Origin of the sequence: Pseudooceanicola nitratireducens (genome assembly GCF_900109195.1) — a bacterium.
Taxonomy (GTDB): domain Bacteria; phylum Pseudomonadota; class Alphaproteobacteria; order Rhodobacterales; family Rhodobacteraceae; genus Pseudooceanicola; species Pseudooceanicola nitratireducens.
The window spans coordinates 240,467-256,125 of the sequence record NZ_FNZG01000002.1 but is presented as its reverse complement, the minus strand read 5'-3'; the positions used below and the strand labels follow the sequence as shown (position 1 = coordinate 256,125).

Below are 15,659 nucleotides of genomic sequence, written 5' to 3'. Positions count from 1 at the left end.
CAGCGGCAGCGGCAGCGGCAGCGGCAGCGGCAGCGGCAGCGGCAGCGGCAGCGGCAGCGGACAGAAAACGGAACGGAGCTAGGCGCAAGCACTTTCGCGGCTCGCCTAGTTCAATCTGTTGGGCCAAATCGCCGGCTCGTCGCGCTGTTCCGAAATCAGCGTCCGGCGCGCACGTGCGTAAACCCAAGACCCAAGACCCAAGACCCAAGACCCAAGACCCAAGACCCAAAAGAAAACCGGGGGCCGCCTCAAGCAAGCCCCCGGCTCCAACACCTCACGACCCAACGCCGGAACAGACCCCGTCCAACCCTGACAAGCCCCAGGTACCTACCCCGCCCGCTTCGGCAAAACCCAGTCAGGGCGCGGGAAGTGGCAGGTATAACCGTTCGGAATCCGCTCTAGGTAATCTTGGTGCTCCGGCTCGGCTTCCCAGAAATCGCCAACCGGCTCCACCTCGGTCACCACCACGCCGGGCCAAAGACCCGAGGCATTCACATCGGCAATCGTCTCTTCCGCCACGGCCTTCTGATCCGCATCGACGTAGTAGATCGCCGAACGATAAGACAGACCGATGTCATTGCCCTGCCGGTTCAGGGTTGTCGGATCGTGGATCTGGAAGAACAGCTCCAGCAGCTGACGATAGCTGATCCGCGCCGGATCGAAGATGACCTCGATCCCCTCGGCATGTGTCCCATGATCGCGATAGGTCGCATTGGGCACGTCGCCCCCGGTATAGCCCACGCGCGTGCGCAGTACCCCGGGGCGCTTGCGGATCAGATCCTGCATCCCCCAGAAACACCCGCCCGCCAGAACGGCACGTTCCTCAGCCATCATACGTCCTCCACCTGATCCAGATAGGCCCCGTAACCTTCAGCCTCCATCTCGTCCCTCGGCACGAACCGCAACGAGGCCGAGTTGATGCAATAGCGCAGCCCGCCCCGATCCAGCGGCCCGTCCGGGAAGACATGCCCCAGGTGGCTGTCACCATGGGTCGACCGCACCTCGGTCCGGATCATGCCATGAGTCGTATCGCGCAGCTCGGTCACATGCGCAGGTTCGATCGGCTTGGTGAAACTGGGCCAGCCACAGCCGCTTTCGTACTTGTCGGACGAGGCAAACAGCGGCTCTCCGGACACGATGTCCACGAAGATGCCGGGACGCTTTTCGTTCAACAGGGCACCGGTTCCGGGCCGTTCCGTGCCATTTTCCTGGGTGACCCAATGCTGCTCGGGCGTGAGCCGCGCCAGGGCATCGGGATCGCGTAGGTATTGAGCCATGAGATGTCTCCGTCAATTTCTCAGCCAATATATGTGCAGGATTGCACAGGTATCAAATATCCATTCATTTATTGGGCCCGCGGGGCCTGTCACATGGCCTTCAAAAATCCGTTACAGACGCCCCCCTTCCGGCCGCCGGCGCGGTGCATATTTTGGCCGTCGAAGGCAGCGATCCCCGCCGCCTTCGATACGAACCAAAGGAAAGACACATGTCCAAATTCTCGAAAATCGCCGGCGCAGCAACTGTCCTCGCCATCTCGGCCACCTCGGTCTTCGCCCTGCCCTACCCGGAAGACACCCTGCCTTCGTCGCTGACCTCCAGCCGCCTGGTGCAATCCGGTGAAATCGCATCCGTGAACACCTTCAGCGATCACATCGCCCCGGCGAAATCGCTGACCTCCTCGGTCGTGAACGACCTGGTCGACGGCCAGACGGTTCAGGTCACCTCTTCGCTCGACGGCAATGTGCCCGCGTCGCTGGCCAACACCCGCCTGCTGGAAAACTGATCCCTGCCCGCAAGGGAAGGATCCTAGCGCCGTTTGATCGGCGTCCTGTCGCGGGGCTCAGGCCCCGCGAAAAATGTGTACAAAAGGGTCCCGTAACGCCCAAACCCACCAAAAAGATCCATCCATTTCGATGAATCTTTTCCCGGAACCATCAGCGATTTCGTCGTGTTGTCCCCCCAATGACAGGCGGCGCACACCGCGCCAGCCGCAAGACAGAACAGGAGTTCAACAATGCGTATGACGAAAAAACTGATTGGCATGAGTGCAATTCTGGCTTCCGTGTCCGCTGGCGCCGTGATGGCCCAGGACGCAAAGGTTACTGATGTCCCCGCGTCGATGGAAGACAGCCGCGCCGTGGAATCCGGTGAGCTGAAAAAAGTCGAAACCTTCACCGAAGAGAAAATGATTTCCGAGTCCGCCGAAACGACCAACCTGGCCGAAACCGGTGACGAAGTGACGACCGAAGTCGACTCGACCGGTGTTCCCGCCTCGCTGGCAGACAGCCGCCTGGCCGAAGCCACCGACATCGAAGGCATGTCCGCTGACAGCCGCATGTACATCTGGACGATGAGCGAAGTGGAAGGCGTGTCGCCCTGGGCTGACGAAGACGCACAGGAAATGCGCGCCGCGATCCTGGCAAACACTGCAGTGAAATCCTCGCTGGAAGCCGAAGGTTACTCGGAAAGCGACGTGGTCGCAGCCTACACCCGCGCGGATGGTGGCCTGACCGTTGTCGTGAACTAATCCACGATTAGGGTATTCGGGTCCCCCCGCGGGACCTGACACCAAACCCCGGAGCTTACCGCTCCGGGGTTTTTCCATGCGCATCCGTCGGGTGTCGGGAGGTCTACTCCGGCAGCCGCTCCAGCGCCCATTGCGCCGCGTCGGCCACCACCGGATCCGCGTCCGCGCAGAGCGCGCGCGTCACCGGGCGGAACCGCCCCGCCCCGCTGTTGCCGATGGCGTAAAGCACGTTGCGCACGAACCGCCCGCGCCCGATCCGCTTGATCGGTGACCCGGAAAACAGCGCGCGAAACCCCGCGTCGTCCAGACCGGCAAGCTCTTCCAGATCGGGGGCGACAAGGTCAGGCCGGGCGTGGTACTTCACCTCCGCCGCCTCTGCCGCGAACTTGTTCCAGGGGCAGGCCGCCAGGCAATCGTCGCAGCCGTAGATCCGGTTGCCCAGCATCGGCCGCAGCGCCTCGTCCACCGGCCCGGCATGTTCGATAGTCAGATAGGAAATGCAGCGCCGCGCATCCAGCCGATAGGGCGCGGGAAAAGCATCCGTCGGACAGGCGGTCAGGCAGCGTCGGCAGGATCCGCAGTGATCCACCTCGGCCGCGTCCGGCTCCAGCTCCAGCGTGGTAAAAATCGCCCCCAGGAAGAACCAGCTGCCCAGATCGCGGCTGACCAGGTTGGTGTGCTTGCCCTGCCAGCCCAGCCCCGCCGCCTGGCCCAGGGGTTTCTCCATCACCGGGGCGGTGTCGACAAAGACCTTCACCTCGCCCTCTTTGGCGGCCTCAAGCAGCCAGCGCGCCACCCGCTTCAACCGTTTCTTCACCACATCGTGGTAGTCTCGGTTGCGGGCATAGACGGAAATCGCCGCAGACTCGGGCTGGCCCACGACCTCCATCGGGTCGCAATCGGGGGTGTAATTCTCGGCCAACATGATGACCGACCGGGCCTCGGGCCACAGGGCGGCTGGATCGCCGCGCCAGGCCGTCCGCTCGGCCATCCATCCCATCTGCCCGTGATACCCGGCCTCCAGAAAGGCATGCAGCCTGTCGGCCGCATGCGGAATATCCCCTGGCCGGCACACCCGGCACAGCGAAAACCCCTCTTCAAGGGCCCGGGAAACCAAAGCCTCTTTCAAGACCCCACCCCCCTGACATCCTCTTGCCAGAAATATCCCGGGGGAGCGCGAGGGGGCAGCGCCCCCTCGCCCTTTTCTTGCGGCACGCCTCTGGCGTGACGGGGCAGCGCCCCCTCGCCCACTGCTACGTGGCAAGCCTCCGGCGTGACGGGACAGCCATCCCTGGCACCAGCCAGACCAGCGTCCCCAAAGACTTCAGAAATCCAGATCGGCATAATGCGCCGGCGGCGGGAAACCCGGCACCACGTCGGCCAGGATCGACCGGAAGGCCGGGCGCGACTTGATCTTCGCGTACCAGTCCTTGACGTTCTCCGACCGGTTCCAGTCCACGTCCGAGATGTAGTCCAAGGACGACAGATGCGCCGCTGCCGCGAAATCGGCCAGGGTCATGCGGTTGCCCGCCAGCCAGCGCCGGTGGTCCAGCAGCCAGGCCATGTAGTCCAGGTGGAACTTGATCTTCTGCGCACCGGCCTTGATGTTCTTGCTTTCGGGATAGCCCGATTTCATCAGCTTCTTGTTGACCCGTTCGTACAGAAGGTTCGCCGTGACCTCCTTGTGGAACTTGTCGTCGAACCATTGCACCAGGCGGCGCACCTCGGCCCGTTCGTCCGGGGTCTCGGGCATCAGCGACGGCTCGGGATAGACCTCTTCGATCCACTCGCAGATGGCTGAACTCTCGGCCAGAAGCTTGCCGTCGATCTTCAGCACCGGGACCTTGCCCGCCGGGTTGCGGCGCAGGAATTCCGGTTCCTTTTCCCAGTACTTCACCTCGACCAGCTCGCATTCGACGCGCTTTTCAGCCAGCGACAGGCGCACCTTGCGACAGAACGGGGACAGGGGAACGTGATACAGCGTGGGCATGGTCCGGCACTTCATTGGGTCACACGTCTGTGCCTGTTCGTCAGGGAAATTTCAATCCTCGAAGCAGGCCGCCCGCCCGTCTGCACGGATCGTTGCCGCCCCGTCCATGATCGCCGTGGCGCGCTTGCGCACGAAATCCGAAGGCTTGCTGGCCGAACGCTGCTTGGGCGAAGGCAGGATCGCCGCCAGAAGCGCCGCCTGCCGCGCCGAAAGCTGGTCGGGACCGATGCCGAAATAGTGATGTGCCGCCGCGTCGACGCCAAAGACGCCTTCGTCGAACTCGGCCATGTTCAGATAGACCTCGAGGATGCGGCGCTTGGACCAGACGGTTTCCACCACCGGGGTCAGCACCGCCTCAAGCGCCTTTCGCGTCCAGTTCCGCCCGTGCCAGAGATAGACGTTCTTCACCGTCTGCTGCGTCAGGGTCGAGGCCCCGCGGTTGCCGCCCGCGTCGATGGCCGACCGGATCGCCGCCATGTCAAAGCCCCAGTGGGCGCAGAAATTGGCATCCTCGGCCGCCACGACCGACCGCGCCATGACGGGCGCGATGCCCTCGAAATCGACCCATTCGTGGTCGATCGAGCCAAGGCGCAGCTCTTCGGTTTTCATGTAAAGACCGGTCGGCGGGTTCAGCAGGGCATAGGTCCCCGTGCCCAGCCCCACGATCCCGATGAACAGCAGCACTGCGCGCAGGAACCAGCGGCGGACAATCGCCCCCAGCCGAAGTTTCCCTGCCTTGTCCTTGCCCCGGCGCTGCGGTTTTCCCCGCTTGCTTGTCCGGTTTGACCGTGCCCGTTTTGCCATTGCGCCAATCTACGCGAAACTCGGCCCCAAGTTAATGGGTTTTCAACGCCTCGGCAGGATCATGATCCCAGCACCCGCTGCACCCGCACGCCCAGATGTTCGAACAGCGGGGCCAGGCGGGCGCGCCGCCCGATCAGGTGCGAAATGTCGATCCTTTCGCCATTGCGCAGCTGGATCACCACACCCTGCCCCGGCCCGGGACGCGCGGCGGATCCGATGACCTCGACATGGTGGATCTGCATCAGGGGCACAACGCGGCGCGGCCCGTCGGGATGCAGGATCACGGCCCCGTCGGTGATCAGCAGATGCCGTCGCGGGCGCATCAGCAGGGACAGCAAGCCGCCCAGCACCGCCGTAGCCGCCAGCACCCAGGCCAGCACATGCCGCCAGATTTCAACCGGCGGCCAGATCACCAGCGCAACGGCCAGCACGGTGCCCAGCCCGATGCTGGCCCCTTTCAGCAGCCGGCGATCCGCAGTCCCGTGGCGATAATGCACCCGCATCCGGTTCCTGAGTCCCTTTGGCCCCACTTTACCCGGAGCCATTTAAATCCGACCGTGACCCACAAAGCAAAAGCCCCGCCGAAGCGGGGCTTTTGTCGGGATGCGCCGATCACTCGGCCGGCATCGCCTTTTCCTCGATCGTCAGGGGATACGGGATATGGACCAGCATCTCCTTCGGGCAAACCTGAAGGAAGTTGTCCTTCTCAAGGTCCCAGTTCTGCAGGATGTCGGCGGCCTTGCGGCTTCCGGTTTCCTCGGCGTGACGTTCGATCAGGCCTTTCAGCTGATCGTGCCAATGGTCGACCGTGACCGGGCAGGTCACCAGCGTCTCCATGTTCATCAGCGGCGCGGCTTCGCCCTGCGGATCGTAGAGATAGGCCATGCCGCCCGTCATACCCGCACCGAAGTTCGGCCCGATGGATCCCAGGATCACCGCGACGCCGCCGGTCATGTATTCACAGCCGTTGGATCCGCAGCCCTCGATCACCACCTTCGCACCCGAGTTTCGGACGGCGAAACGTTCGCCCGCCCGACCCGAGGCAAAAAGATAGCCGTCGGTCGCACCATAAAGCACGGTGTTGCCGATGATCGTGTTGTCGGCCGCCGTCAGCGGGCTTTCCATCGGCTGGCGCACGACGACCGTGCCCCCCGACAGACCCTTGCCGACATAGTCGTTGGCCTCGCCCATCACTTCGATCTTCAGACCCGGGGCCGCGAAGGCACCCAGCGACTGACCGGCCGAACCGGACAGTTTCACCGTCAGGTGGTCGGGCTGCAGCGCGTTGCGCATGCCGAAGTTCTGCACGATGTGCGACGAAGTCCGCGTGCCGACCGAACGATGCGTGTTCTGCACCGCGTAGGACAGCTGCATCTTTTCGCCGTCCTTCAGGAACCGGGCCGCATCGCGCACGATTTCAACGTCCAGCGTGTCCGGCACCACGTTGCGGTCCTTGTCACGGTTGTAGACGATGTCCTTCGCGCCATCGACGGTGATCAGCAGCGGGTTGAGGTCCAGATCATCCAGGTGATCCGCACCACGGGAAACCTGGCTGAGCAGGTCGGCGCGGCCGATGACCTCGTCCAGGCTCCGCGCCCCGATCGAGGCGAGGATTTCGCGCACTTCCTGGGCGTAGAAGGTGATCAGGTTCACCACCTTGTCCGCCGTCCCGGTGAACTTGGCGCGCAGCGCCGGATCCTGGGTACAGACGCCGACCGGGCAGGTGTTCGACTGGCACTGACGCACCATGATACAGCCCATGGCGATCAGCGCGGCGGTGCCGATGCCGTATTCCTCGGCCCCCATCATCGCGGCCATGACGATGTCACGCCCCGTGCGCAGGCCACCGTCGGTCCGCAGCGTGACGCGGCCGCGCAGGTTGTTCATCGCCAGCACCTGGTGCGCCTCGGTCAGGCCCATTTCCCAGGGCAGACCGGCGAACTTGATCGACGTGCCCGGGGAGGCCCCCGTGCCACCGTTGTGACCCGAGATCAGGATGATGTCGGCCTTGGCCTTGGCCACACCCGCCGCGATCGTGCCGACGCCCGAGGACGCCACCAGCTTCACGGTGACCTTCACGGTCGGGTTGATCTGCTTCAGGTCGTAGATCAGCTGGGCCAGATCCTCGATCGAGTAGATGTCGTGGTGCGGCGGCGGAGAAATCAGCGTCACGCCCTTGGTCGAATGGCGCAGCCGCGCGATCAGGTCGGTGACCTTCATGCCGGGCAGCTGACCGCCCTCGCCGGGCTTGGCGCCCTGGGCCACCTTGATCTCAAGCTCTTCGCACTGGTTCAGGTATTCGGCAGTCACGCCAAAACGACCCGAGGCCACCTGCTTGATCTTCGCGGACGGGTTGTCGCCGTTCGGTTCGGGCACGAAGTGTGCCGGATCCTCGCCGCCCTCGCCGCTGTCGGATTTCGCGCCGATGCGGTTCATCGCGACGTTCAGCAGCTTGTGCGCCTCGGGCGACAGGGCGCCCAGGGACATGCCCGGCGTCACGAACCGTTTGCGGATCGAGGTGATGGATTCCACCTCTTCCAGCGGGATCGCATTGCCCAGGGGCTTGATCGCCAGCAGGTCGCGCAGATGGATCGGCGGGTTCGCCTGCATCCGGGCGGAATACTGTTTCCAGATCTCGTAGGACGCGCGGTTGCAGGCCGTCTGCATCATGTGCATGGTCTGCGCTTCCCAGGCGTGCGTCTCGCCGGATTTGCGCGACTTGTAGAAGCCGCCGATCGGCAGGACGTCCTGACCCGACAGCCAGCCACGGTTGTGCACGGCGGCGATCTTTTTCTGGATGCCGGACACACCGATCCCCGAAATACGCGAGGTCATGCCAGGGAAGAATTCGGCACACATGGCGCGCGACAGGCCGACGGCCTCGAAGTTCAGGCCGCCGCGATAGGACGACACGACCGAGATGCCCATCTTGGACATGATCTTCAGCAGACCCTGGTCGATGGCTTCGCGATAGGCCGCGACGGCATCGTTCAGGGACATGTCCAGCAGACCGCGGTTGATGCGGTCGGCCAGCGTGTCTTCGGCCAGATAGGCGTTCACGATGGTCGCGCCACAGCCGATCAGGACCGCAAAGTAATGCGGGTCCAGACATTCGGCAGACCGGACACCAAGCGAACAGAAGGTGCGCAGGCCCTTCTGCGTCAGCCAGGAATGCACGGCGCTGGTGGCCAGGATCATCGGCATCGACACCTTTTCGGCGTTCTGATGCTGATCGGTCAGGATGATGTGACCCCCGCCCGAGCGCACGGCCTCTTCGGCCTCGGCGCGGATGCGGTTCAGCGCCTGGCGCAGCGCATCGGGGCCACCGTCGACGGGGAAGGTACAGTCGATTTCCGACAGGCCCGCGTTGAAATGGGTCTTCAGTTCCTCGAACTGGGCGTTGGCGACGAAGGGGCTGTCCAGCACGAAGATTTCCGTCTGGGCCGAGGATTCATCCAGCACGTTCTTCAGGTTGCCGAACCGCGTCTTCAGCGACATCACCCGGTATTCACGAAGCGAGTCGATCGGCGGGTTGGTGACCTGAGAGAAGTTCTGCCGGAAGAAGTGGCTGAGGTTGCGGTACTTGTTCGACAGAACAGCCGAAGGCGTATCGTCGCCCATGGACGCCAGCGGTTCCTTTGCATCTTCGGCCATGGGAACGAGGATCTGTTCGATGTCCTCGATCGTCATGCCCGACGCGATCTGGCGCTTGCGCAGCTCCTCGCCCGAGAACAGCGGCTTTTCCTCGACCTTGGAGAGCTCTTCTTCAAGATCGGTGATCTTGCCGACCCATTCGCCAAAGGGCTGGGACGCGGCAAGTTTGTCTTTGATTTCAACGTCGTGGTACAGCTTACCCTCGGCCATGTCGACGGCGATCATCTGACCCGGGCCAAGCGCGCCCTTCTCACGAACGGTGCCTTCGTTGGTGGGGACCATGCCCGCCTCGGACCCGGCGATCAGCAGGCCGTCGCCGGTCACCACATAACGCATCGGGCGCAGACCGTTGCGGTCCAGACCGCCACAGACCCAACGACCGTCGGTCATCGCCAGGGCGGCGGGGCCGTCCCAGGGTTCCATCACGCCGTTGCAGTAGGAATACATGTCGCGCCAGGCCTGGGGCAGTTCCAGCGCCTGCTTGGACCAGGATTCCGGCACCAGCATCGTCTTGGCCATGGGCGCGGACCGGCCGGCGCGCACCAGAACCTCGAACACCGCATCCAGCGCGGCGGAATCCGACGACCCCGAGGGGATGATCGGCTTGATGTCCTCGGCCAGGTCACCAAAGGTGCCGGATGCCATGCGGATCTCGTGGCTTTTCATCCAGTTGGTGTTGCCGCGGATCGTGTTGATCTCACCGTTGTGGGCCAGCATGCGGAAGGGCTGGGCCAGCCACCATTGCGGGAAGGTGTTGGTGGAATAGCGCTGGTGATAGACCGCGAAGGCGGATTCAAAGCGTTCGTCCTGCAGGTCGGGATAGAAGACCGCAACCTGTTCGGCCAGCATCATGCCCTTGTAGATGATCGAGCGGCAGGACAGCGACGCGATGTACAGCCCTTCGACATGGGCGGCGGCAGCGGCCTTTTCGATGCGGCGGCGGATCACGTAAAGCTCACGCTCGAAGGTCTCTTCGTCGACACCCTTCGAATTCGAGATCAGGATCTGCTCGATCTCGGGACGGGTGGCGTTGGCCTTTTCGCCCAGGCACTCGATCTCGACCGGCACGTGGCGCCAGCCGTAGATGTAATAGCCCATGCGCAGCACTTCGGTTTCCACGATGGTCCGGCAGACCTCTTGCGCGCCGAAATCGGTGCGCGGCAGGAAGACCTGGCCGACCGCGACCAGTTCGTTCATGCGGGGTTCGTGGCCCGTACGCTTGATCTGGTCATAGAAGAAAGGGGCCGGGATCTGCACGTGAATGCCCGCGCCGTCACCTGTCTTGCCGTCGGCATCGACCGCACCACGGTGCCAGATCGCCTTGAGCGCCTTGATGCCGGCCTCGACCACCTTGCGGCTTTTCTTGCCGTCGATCGACACGACGAGACCCACCCCGCAGGAGGAATGCTCCTCGGTTTCCGAATACATGCCGTTTTCGGCCATCCACTTGCGCTTGGCTTCTTCGGCCCGCACCCAATCGGCGTCATATTTGGTCATGTTCTTTTTCCTTCATCTGGGCAGAGGCCGGGCCTCTGCTTGGAAACTAGGGTCTTGATCTTGTGTGCTGGCGGGGGCTAGCCCGTCGCCTGCTGTTGCGTGTCCGCCGGCGGGCGGCGGTAAACATCCAGCCCGGCCATGGCCAGGCGCATTCTGCGGGGGCGGTTCTGGAAGGCGTATTCCACGACCTCGCCCAGCACCCCGGCCCCGCGCAATTTCTGTGGCACGTTGTGCACCGTCCGCGGCAGGATCAGGTGCACAAGGTTCTCGGCCCGCGGGAACCGGTCACGCTGCGGGGCCTCGCGCGAATGGCGGCCGTGCACGACGTAATACCGCGTGTCCCGCACCAGGCACTCCGACAGATCCCGGATCGCGAACCGGTTGATCCGACTGCGGTACGTCATCCATCGGGGGTCGTCGCCGACGACTTCCGGATGGACCGAGACCTGAGGCGACAGGCCAAGCGCGACCTTGACGGGCGTGAACCGGGGCATGGCCAGCGCGGCAAAGCCGCCCATGGAATGGCCCAGGGTCATGACCTCGGTCGCGCCGGTTTCGCGGCGGGCGGCTTCGATCCAGTCGCGGATCTCTTCGATCAGGCCGGGGGCGTTCAGCCAGCTGCGCGACCGATCCGCGATGAACAGCGCGGAATCGCGGCCCCCATGCGTTGCCGTATTGGCGAATTCATACCCCGGATCCTCGCCGTCCAGGCCGATGCCGCTGAAGGACACGACCAGCCGGTCGCTCTGGCCCTTGTACAGCCAGACGCGCAGCGGATCACCGTCCTGCAGCAGGGATATGTCCAGACGTGCGCTCACGCCCGGCGGCCTTGGAAAGGGGACGACGTCATTCAGGGGCCCCGTATTTCGCGAAGACCTGCGCCCGCGTCATCACCTCGCGCTCACCGGCATAGGCAAAGCTGTCGGGCTTGCAGTCGATGAAGATCTCGCTGTCGAAGGTGAAGCCGTTGGCATCGTCGAACAGGCCGATCGGCACCTGAAGGTTCTCGGACATCGGGCCATCGGCGGTGACGTGGTAATACAGGGCCGACCCGCAGCGCTGGCACCAGGCCCGTTCCGCCCAGTCGCTGGACTGAAGCGTGCGGATCTGCGCCTCGCCCTCCCAGGTCAGCTTGTCCTGCGGCACCGTCACGGCCAGCATGGCCGATCCGGTCCAGCGCCGGCAGGCGTCGCAATGGCAGGCCCCGAACGTGGCGGGCACGTCGGTTGCGGTAAAGCGGACTGCGCCGCACATGCAGCTTCCGGTTTTCTCACTCATGGCCTTGCTCCTTGCTTCTGGCTGGGATTGCGACAACGGGTTTGGCGGGGCCTTGGGGGACGTTTCGGTCCGGGCCGGCGGCAGATTACTCTGCCGCGACAGCCGCCTTCATGTTCAGGTCTTCCAGCAGGGCCGCGGCACAGTCGCGCCCGTCCCGGATCGCCCAGACCACCAGCGAGGCACCGCGCACGATGTCACCGATAGCATAGACGCCGTCCAGGCTGGTCTTGCCGGTGCCGAATTCGGCGCGGATCGTGCCCCAGCGGGTCACGGCCAGTTCCGGCTGATCCCACAGCGTCGGCAGATCCTCGGGTTCGAACCCAAGCGCCTTGATGACCAGGTCGGCCTCTTCGACGTAATCGCTGCCTTCGATAAGCTCGGGCGACTGGCGACCCGAGGCATCGGGCGCACCAAGGCGCATCTTCTGGATCGTCAGCTGCTTGACCGGCTCACCGGCAAAATCCAGCGGGTTCGAGAGCCAGACGAATTCCACGCCTTCCTCTTCCGCGTTCTGAACTTCGCGCTGCGAACCGGGCATGTTGGCGCGGTCACGGCGGTACAGACATTTGACCGACTCAGCACCCTGGCGGATCGCGGTCCGCACGCAGTCCATCGCGGTGTCACCCCCGCCGACCACGACGACCTTCTTGCCCTTGGCGTTCAGTTCACCGCTGTCGAATTCGGCAACCGTGTCGCCGAAGTTCGACACCTTGTTCGAGGCGGTCAGATAGTCGATCGCACGCACGATACCCTGCGCGCCAGCCCCGTCCTGCGTCAGCTCGCGCGTCTTGTAGACGCCGGTCGCGATGATGACGCGGTCGTGCTTTTCGCGGATCTCGGCAAAGGTGATGTCGTCGCCCACGTTGCAGTTCATGACGAAGGAGACACCGGATTTCTCCAGCTGCTCCATCCGGCGCATGACCACGTCCTTTTCCAGCTTGAAGCCGGGGATGCCATAGGTCAGCAGACCGCCGCCACGATCGTAACGGTCATAGACGGTCACCTGCACGCCTGCGCGGCGCAGCATGTCGGCGGCAGCAAGGCCACCGGGGCCCGCGCCGATGACGCCGACCGATTCCTTGCGCTCCAACGTGGGGGTGACCGGCTTGACCCAGCCGTTTTCCCAGGCCGTGTCGGTGATGTATTTCTCGACCGCGCCGATCGTCACCGTGCCGTGGCCGGATTGTTCGATCACGCAGTTGCCTTCGCACAGACGGTCCTGCGGGCAGATGCGGCCGCAGATTTCCGGGAAGGTATTCGTGGCCTGGCTGACCTGATAGGCCTCTTCCAGGCGTCCGGTCGCGGTCAGGCGCAGCCAGTCGGGGATGTTGTTGTGCAGCGGGCAGTGGCTTTGGCAGTAGGGCACGCCACACTGGGAACAGCGCGATGCCTGCTCTTCTGCCTTAGCTGCCGCGAATTCTGCATAGATTTCGTCGAAATCCTGGTTCCGCGCATCTGCGCCACGCTTTTCAGGCATGTCGCGAGAGACGGAAACGAATTTCAGCATCGGTTGCTTGGCCACGAGGAATCCTCTCGGTCGATCTTGGGTTCGCTGCGTAGTATGACATGCGCTCGGAAAAGAAAAGTCACAAATACTGACCTATATGTCGGGATTGGTCAGGATTTTTGACCCGCGTCACACAAAAATGCCCGAAATTAGGTCCGATATACGACCTATCAAGCATCTTCCCTTCCCGGACCAATGTTTTAAACCCGGGGGAGGACGAGGAAAGGAATGCCATGCCCCTGTTCCAACTGATTCTCCTGGCGGTCATCCAGGGGATAACCGAGTTTCTCCCGATCTCTTCTTCCGGTCACCTGATTCTTCTGCCTCAGCTGACGTCGATGGCCGATCAGGGCCAGACGATCGACGTCGCGGTGCATGTGGGCACCCTGGGCGCGGTGATCCTGTATTTCTGGTCCGACGTGAAAGAGGCGCTGCTGGGCCTGCCCCGTCTGCTGCGCGGGAAACTGGACACACCCGGCGCGCGGCTGGCCTTTCTGCTGATCGTCGCCACCATCCCCGCGATCCTCGTCGGGCTGGTGCTGAAGGTCACCGGCCTTGCGGACATGATGCGCAGCGCGCTGGTGATCGGCGTGACCATGCTGGTCTTCGGCGTGGTGCTGTGGTGGGCCGACCAGAAGTTCCCCGATACGCGCGAAGCCCGCGAATGGACCCTGCGCGAGGCCTGGATCCTGGGCCTCTGGCAGGCGGTGGCGCTGATCCCCGGCACGTCCCGGTCCGGCATCACCATCACCGGCGCGCGCTTCATGGGCTATGCGCGGGCGGATGCGGCCAAGATATCCATGCTGATGTCGGTGCCCGTGATCATCGCCAGCGGCGTCCTGCTGGGGCTGGATATCGCGACCTCGGACGATGCGGTTGTCGTGAAGGACGCCGCCATCGCCGCCGGGTTCGCCTTTGTCTCGGCCCTGCTGGCGCTGGTCCTGATGATGCGCCTGCTGCGGTCGGTCAGCTTCACGCCTTACGTGATCTACCGCGTTGTGCTTGGGGCTGGGCTGATCCTCTGGTCGCTCAGCTAATCCAGACCGACCATCACAAAAAAAACGGGCCGCAACGGGCCCGTTTTTCGTATCGAATGTCGCCAGGATCAGACGCGCAGGTTCTTCGCCGAATCCTTGATCGCGTCATACTGACCCGAGGGGCGGAAGCGCCACAGGTAGTCGGGCAGCACGGCCTCGGTCGCGACGGGGGTGATGCCCAAGTCGTCGAACCCCTTGTGATCGCCGCTGACCACATTGTCCTTTTGCAGGTTGGTGATCTGATCGCCGGTCAGCGTGTTGTTGTGGATCAGCCCGAAGGACACGAACTGCACCACGTTCAGGCCAAAGGCCATCAGACGTGCGATCGGCACCGGCAGGTTCAGCAGGATGCGGCGGCGGTGAATCACGCCCAGCATCTCTTGCATCAGCTCACGGAAGGTCGAAACATCCGGCCCGCCCAGTTCATAGACGCCACCCGGGGCCGTGCCCAGCACGCCCTGTTCTGCCGCGGCGGCCACGTCGTCCACATAGACCGGCTGGAACTTGGTCGAGGCCCCGACCATCGGCAGCACCGGGCCGAACTTGGTCATGGTGGCGAAGCGGTTGAAGAATTCATCCCCGGCCCCGAACAGGATCGAGGGGCGCAGGATCATCGCGTCGGGCATATGCGCCAGAACCGCGGCTTCGCCTTCGGCCTTGGTGCGGGAATAGTCGCTGTCCGATTCCGCGTCCGCGCCGATGGCGGACACCTGCACCATGCGCGACACGCCGTTTTCCTTGGCCAGCCGCGCGACACGTTCCGCCCCGTCGATCTGAACCGCGTCAAAGCCGTTCTTGCCCTTCTCGGCCAGGATGCCGACGCAGTTCACCACCGCCGTCGCACCGGTCAGCGCCGCCTGAACCGAGGCATCGTCGCGGATATTGCAGAAAATCGGCTCAACCTGGCCGACGACTCCGTAGGTGCGCACGAACATCGCGTCGTTCGGACGCCTTGTCGCAACCCGCACGCGCCAGCCCTGCTGCGCCATCCGGCGCGCGATATAGCGGCCCAGGAAACCCGATCCGCCAAAAATGGTCACCAATCCGGACATCGGAAAACCCCTGCAAACTTGCTGTTATGGTCCTTTTCCTAGACCTCGCGCCCCTCTGGGGCAAGGCGATTTGAAGATAATCGAGAAAATGCGTTAAATCCCCGTTGACACCACCCTCAACCCTCTTTAGATCGCGGCTTCACCAGTGACGTGCCCAGATGGCGGAATTGGTAGACGCGCCAGCTTCAGGTGCTGGTGTCCGTATGGACGTGGAGGTTCGAGTCCTCTTCTGGGCACCATAAAAATCCCCCAAGGCTTTGGCCCTGGGGGATTTTTTGCTTTTGGGCCTGGGCAGGCACGCACATCGCCGCGC

Annotated in this window: 14 protein-coding genes and 1 tRNA gene; 4 read left to right on the top strand and 11 right to left on the bottom strand. The window is 63.6% G+C overall.

Translation table 11 applies throughout. The features are described from left to right. Nucleotides 1–327: 327 nt before the first annotated feature. Together msrA and msrB are read right to left on the bottom strand one after the other, a co-directional pair. On the bottom strand, nucleotides 328–831 hold the full coding sequence (gene msrA / locus BMX99_RS07085; RefSeq protein WP_093449351.1) for a peptide-methionine (S)-S-oxide reductase MsrA: 504 nt from the start codon (nucleotides 829–831) through the stop codon (nucleotides 328–330). Next, the gene (msrB, locus tag BMX99_RS07080) at nucleotides 831–1,277 is read right to left on the bottom strand and encodes a peptide-methionine (R)-S-oxide reductase MsrB (protein WP_093449348.1); all 447 of its coding nucleotides are present in this window, start codon (nucleotides 1,275–1,277) and stop codon (nucleotides 831–833) included. The genes msrA and msrB overlap by 1 nt, the downstream gene beginning before the upstream one ends. Before the next feature lie 209 nt (nucleotides 1,278–1,486). Here msrB and BMX99_RS07075 point away from each other — a divergent pair, with 209 nt between their 5' ends. Together BMX99_RS07075 and BMX99_RS07070 are read left to right on the top strand one after the other, a co-directional pair. After that, complete coding sequence (locus BMX99_RS07075) at nucleotides 1,487–1,783, top strand: hypothetical protein (protein ID WP_093449345.1); 297 nt, start codon at nucleotides 1,487–1,489, stop codon at nucleotides 1,781–1,783. A 258-nt stretch (nucleotides 1,784–2,041) separates the two neighbouring features. Then, the gene (locus tag BMX99_RS07070) at nucleotides 2,042–2,527 is read left to right on the top strand and encodes a hypothetical protein (protein ID WP_139216900.1); all 486 of its coding nucleotides are present in this window, start codon (nucleotides 2,042–2,044) and stop codon (nucleotides 2,525–2,527) included. A 103-nt stretch (nucleotides 2,528–2,630) separates the two neighbouring features. Here the strand turns inward: BMX99_RS07070 and queG are convergent, their stop codons facing one another. From queG to BMX99_RS07030, 8 genes are all read right to left on the bottom strand, one after another. Beyond that, nucleotides 2,631–3,656: a tRNA epoxyqueuosine(34) reductase QueG gene (gene queG / locus BMX99_RS07065; RefSeq protein ID WP_093449340.1), complete on the bottom strand. Its 1,026-nt coding sequence runs from the start codon at nucleotides 3,654–3,656 to the stop codon at nucleotides 2,631–2,633. A 195-nt stretch (nucleotides 3,657–3,851) separates the two neighbouring features. Next, nucleotides 3,852–4,517, bottom strand: coding sequence for an FtsZ-binding protein FzlA (gene fzlA / locus BMX99_RS07060; RefSeq protein WP_093449337.1), 666 nt, complete (start codon nucleotides 4,515–4,517; stop codon nucleotides 3,852–3,854). Between the two features lie 51 nt (nucleotides 4,518–4,568). Beyond that, nucleotides 4,569–5,321, bottom strand: a complete 753-nt coding sequence (gene mtgA / locus BMX99_RS07055) for a monofunctional biosynthetic peptidoglycan transglycosylase (protein WP_093449334.1) — start codon at nucleotides 5,319–5,321, stop codon at nucleotides 4,569–4,571. A 59-nt stretch (nucleotides 5,322–5,380) separates the two neighbouring features. Continuing rightward, nucleotides 5,381–5,824, bottom strand: a complete 444-nt coding sequence (locus BMX99_RS07050; RefSeq protein WP_093449331.1) for a hypothetical protein — start codon at nucleotides 5,822–5,824, stop codon at nucleotides 5,381–5,383. Nucleotides 5,825–5,933: 109 nt separating this feature from the next. Beyond that, on the bottom strand, nucleotides 5,934–10,472 hold the full coding sequence (gltB, locus tag BMX99_RS07045; RefSeq protein ID WP_093449328.1) for a glutamate synthase large subunit: 4,539 nt from the start codon (nucleotides 10,470–10,472) through the stop codon (nucleotides 5,934–5,936). A gap of 77 nt (nucleotides 10,473–10,549) precedes the next feature. Beyond that, nucleotides 10,550–11,290 (bottom strand): alpha/beta hydrolase-fold protein, encoded by a 741-nt coding sequence (locus BMX99_RS07040; protein ID WP_093449325.1) that lies wholly within the window; start codon nucleotides 11,288–11,290, stop codon nucleotides 10,550–10,552. A gap of 28 nt (nucleotides 11,291–11,318) precedes the next feature. Then, nucleotides 11,319–11,750, bottom strand: a complete 432-nt coding sequence (locus tag BMX99_RS07035; RefSeq protein WP_170848672.1) for a GFA family protein — start codon at nucleotides 11,748–11,750, stop codon at nucleotides 11,319–11,321. 85 nt (nucleotides 11,751–11,835) lie between these two features. Then, on the bottom strand, nucleotides 11,836–13,272 hold the full coding sequence (locus tag BMX99_RS07030; RefSeq protein ID WP_093449319.1) for an NAD(P)-dependent oxidoreductase: 1,437 nt from the start codon (nucleotides 13,270–13,272) through the stop codon (nucleotides 11,836–11,838). Between the two features lie 218 nt (nucleotides 13,273–13,490). Between BMX99_RS07030 and BMX99_RS07025 the strand changes: the two genes are divergently transcribed. After that, the gene (locus BMX99_RS07025) at nucleotides 13,491–14,294 is read left to right on the top strand and encodes an undecaprenyl-diphosphate phosphatase (protein ID WP_093449316.1); all 804 of its coding nucleotides are present in this window, start codon (nucleotides 13,491–13,493) and stop codon (nucleotides 14,292–14,294) included. Nucleotides 14,295–14,362: 68 nt separating this feature from the next. On the opposite strand, the gene BMX99_RS07020 is transcribed toward BMX99_RS07025, so the two are convergent. Beyond that, nucleotides 14,363–15,346 (bottom strand): complex I NDUFA9 subunit family protein, encoded by a 984-nt coding sequence (locus BMX99_RS07020; protein ID WP_093449313.1) that lies wholly within the window; start codon nucleotides 15,344–15,346, stop codon nucleotides 14,363–14,365. Nucleotides 15,347–15,498: 152 nt separating this feature from the next. Here BMX99_RS07020 and BMX99_RS07015 point away from each other — a divergent pair. Next, a tRNA-Leu gene (locus tag BMX99_RS07015) sits at nucleotides 15,499–15,585 on the top strand. Nucleotides 15,586–15,659 lie beyond the last annotated feature (74 nt).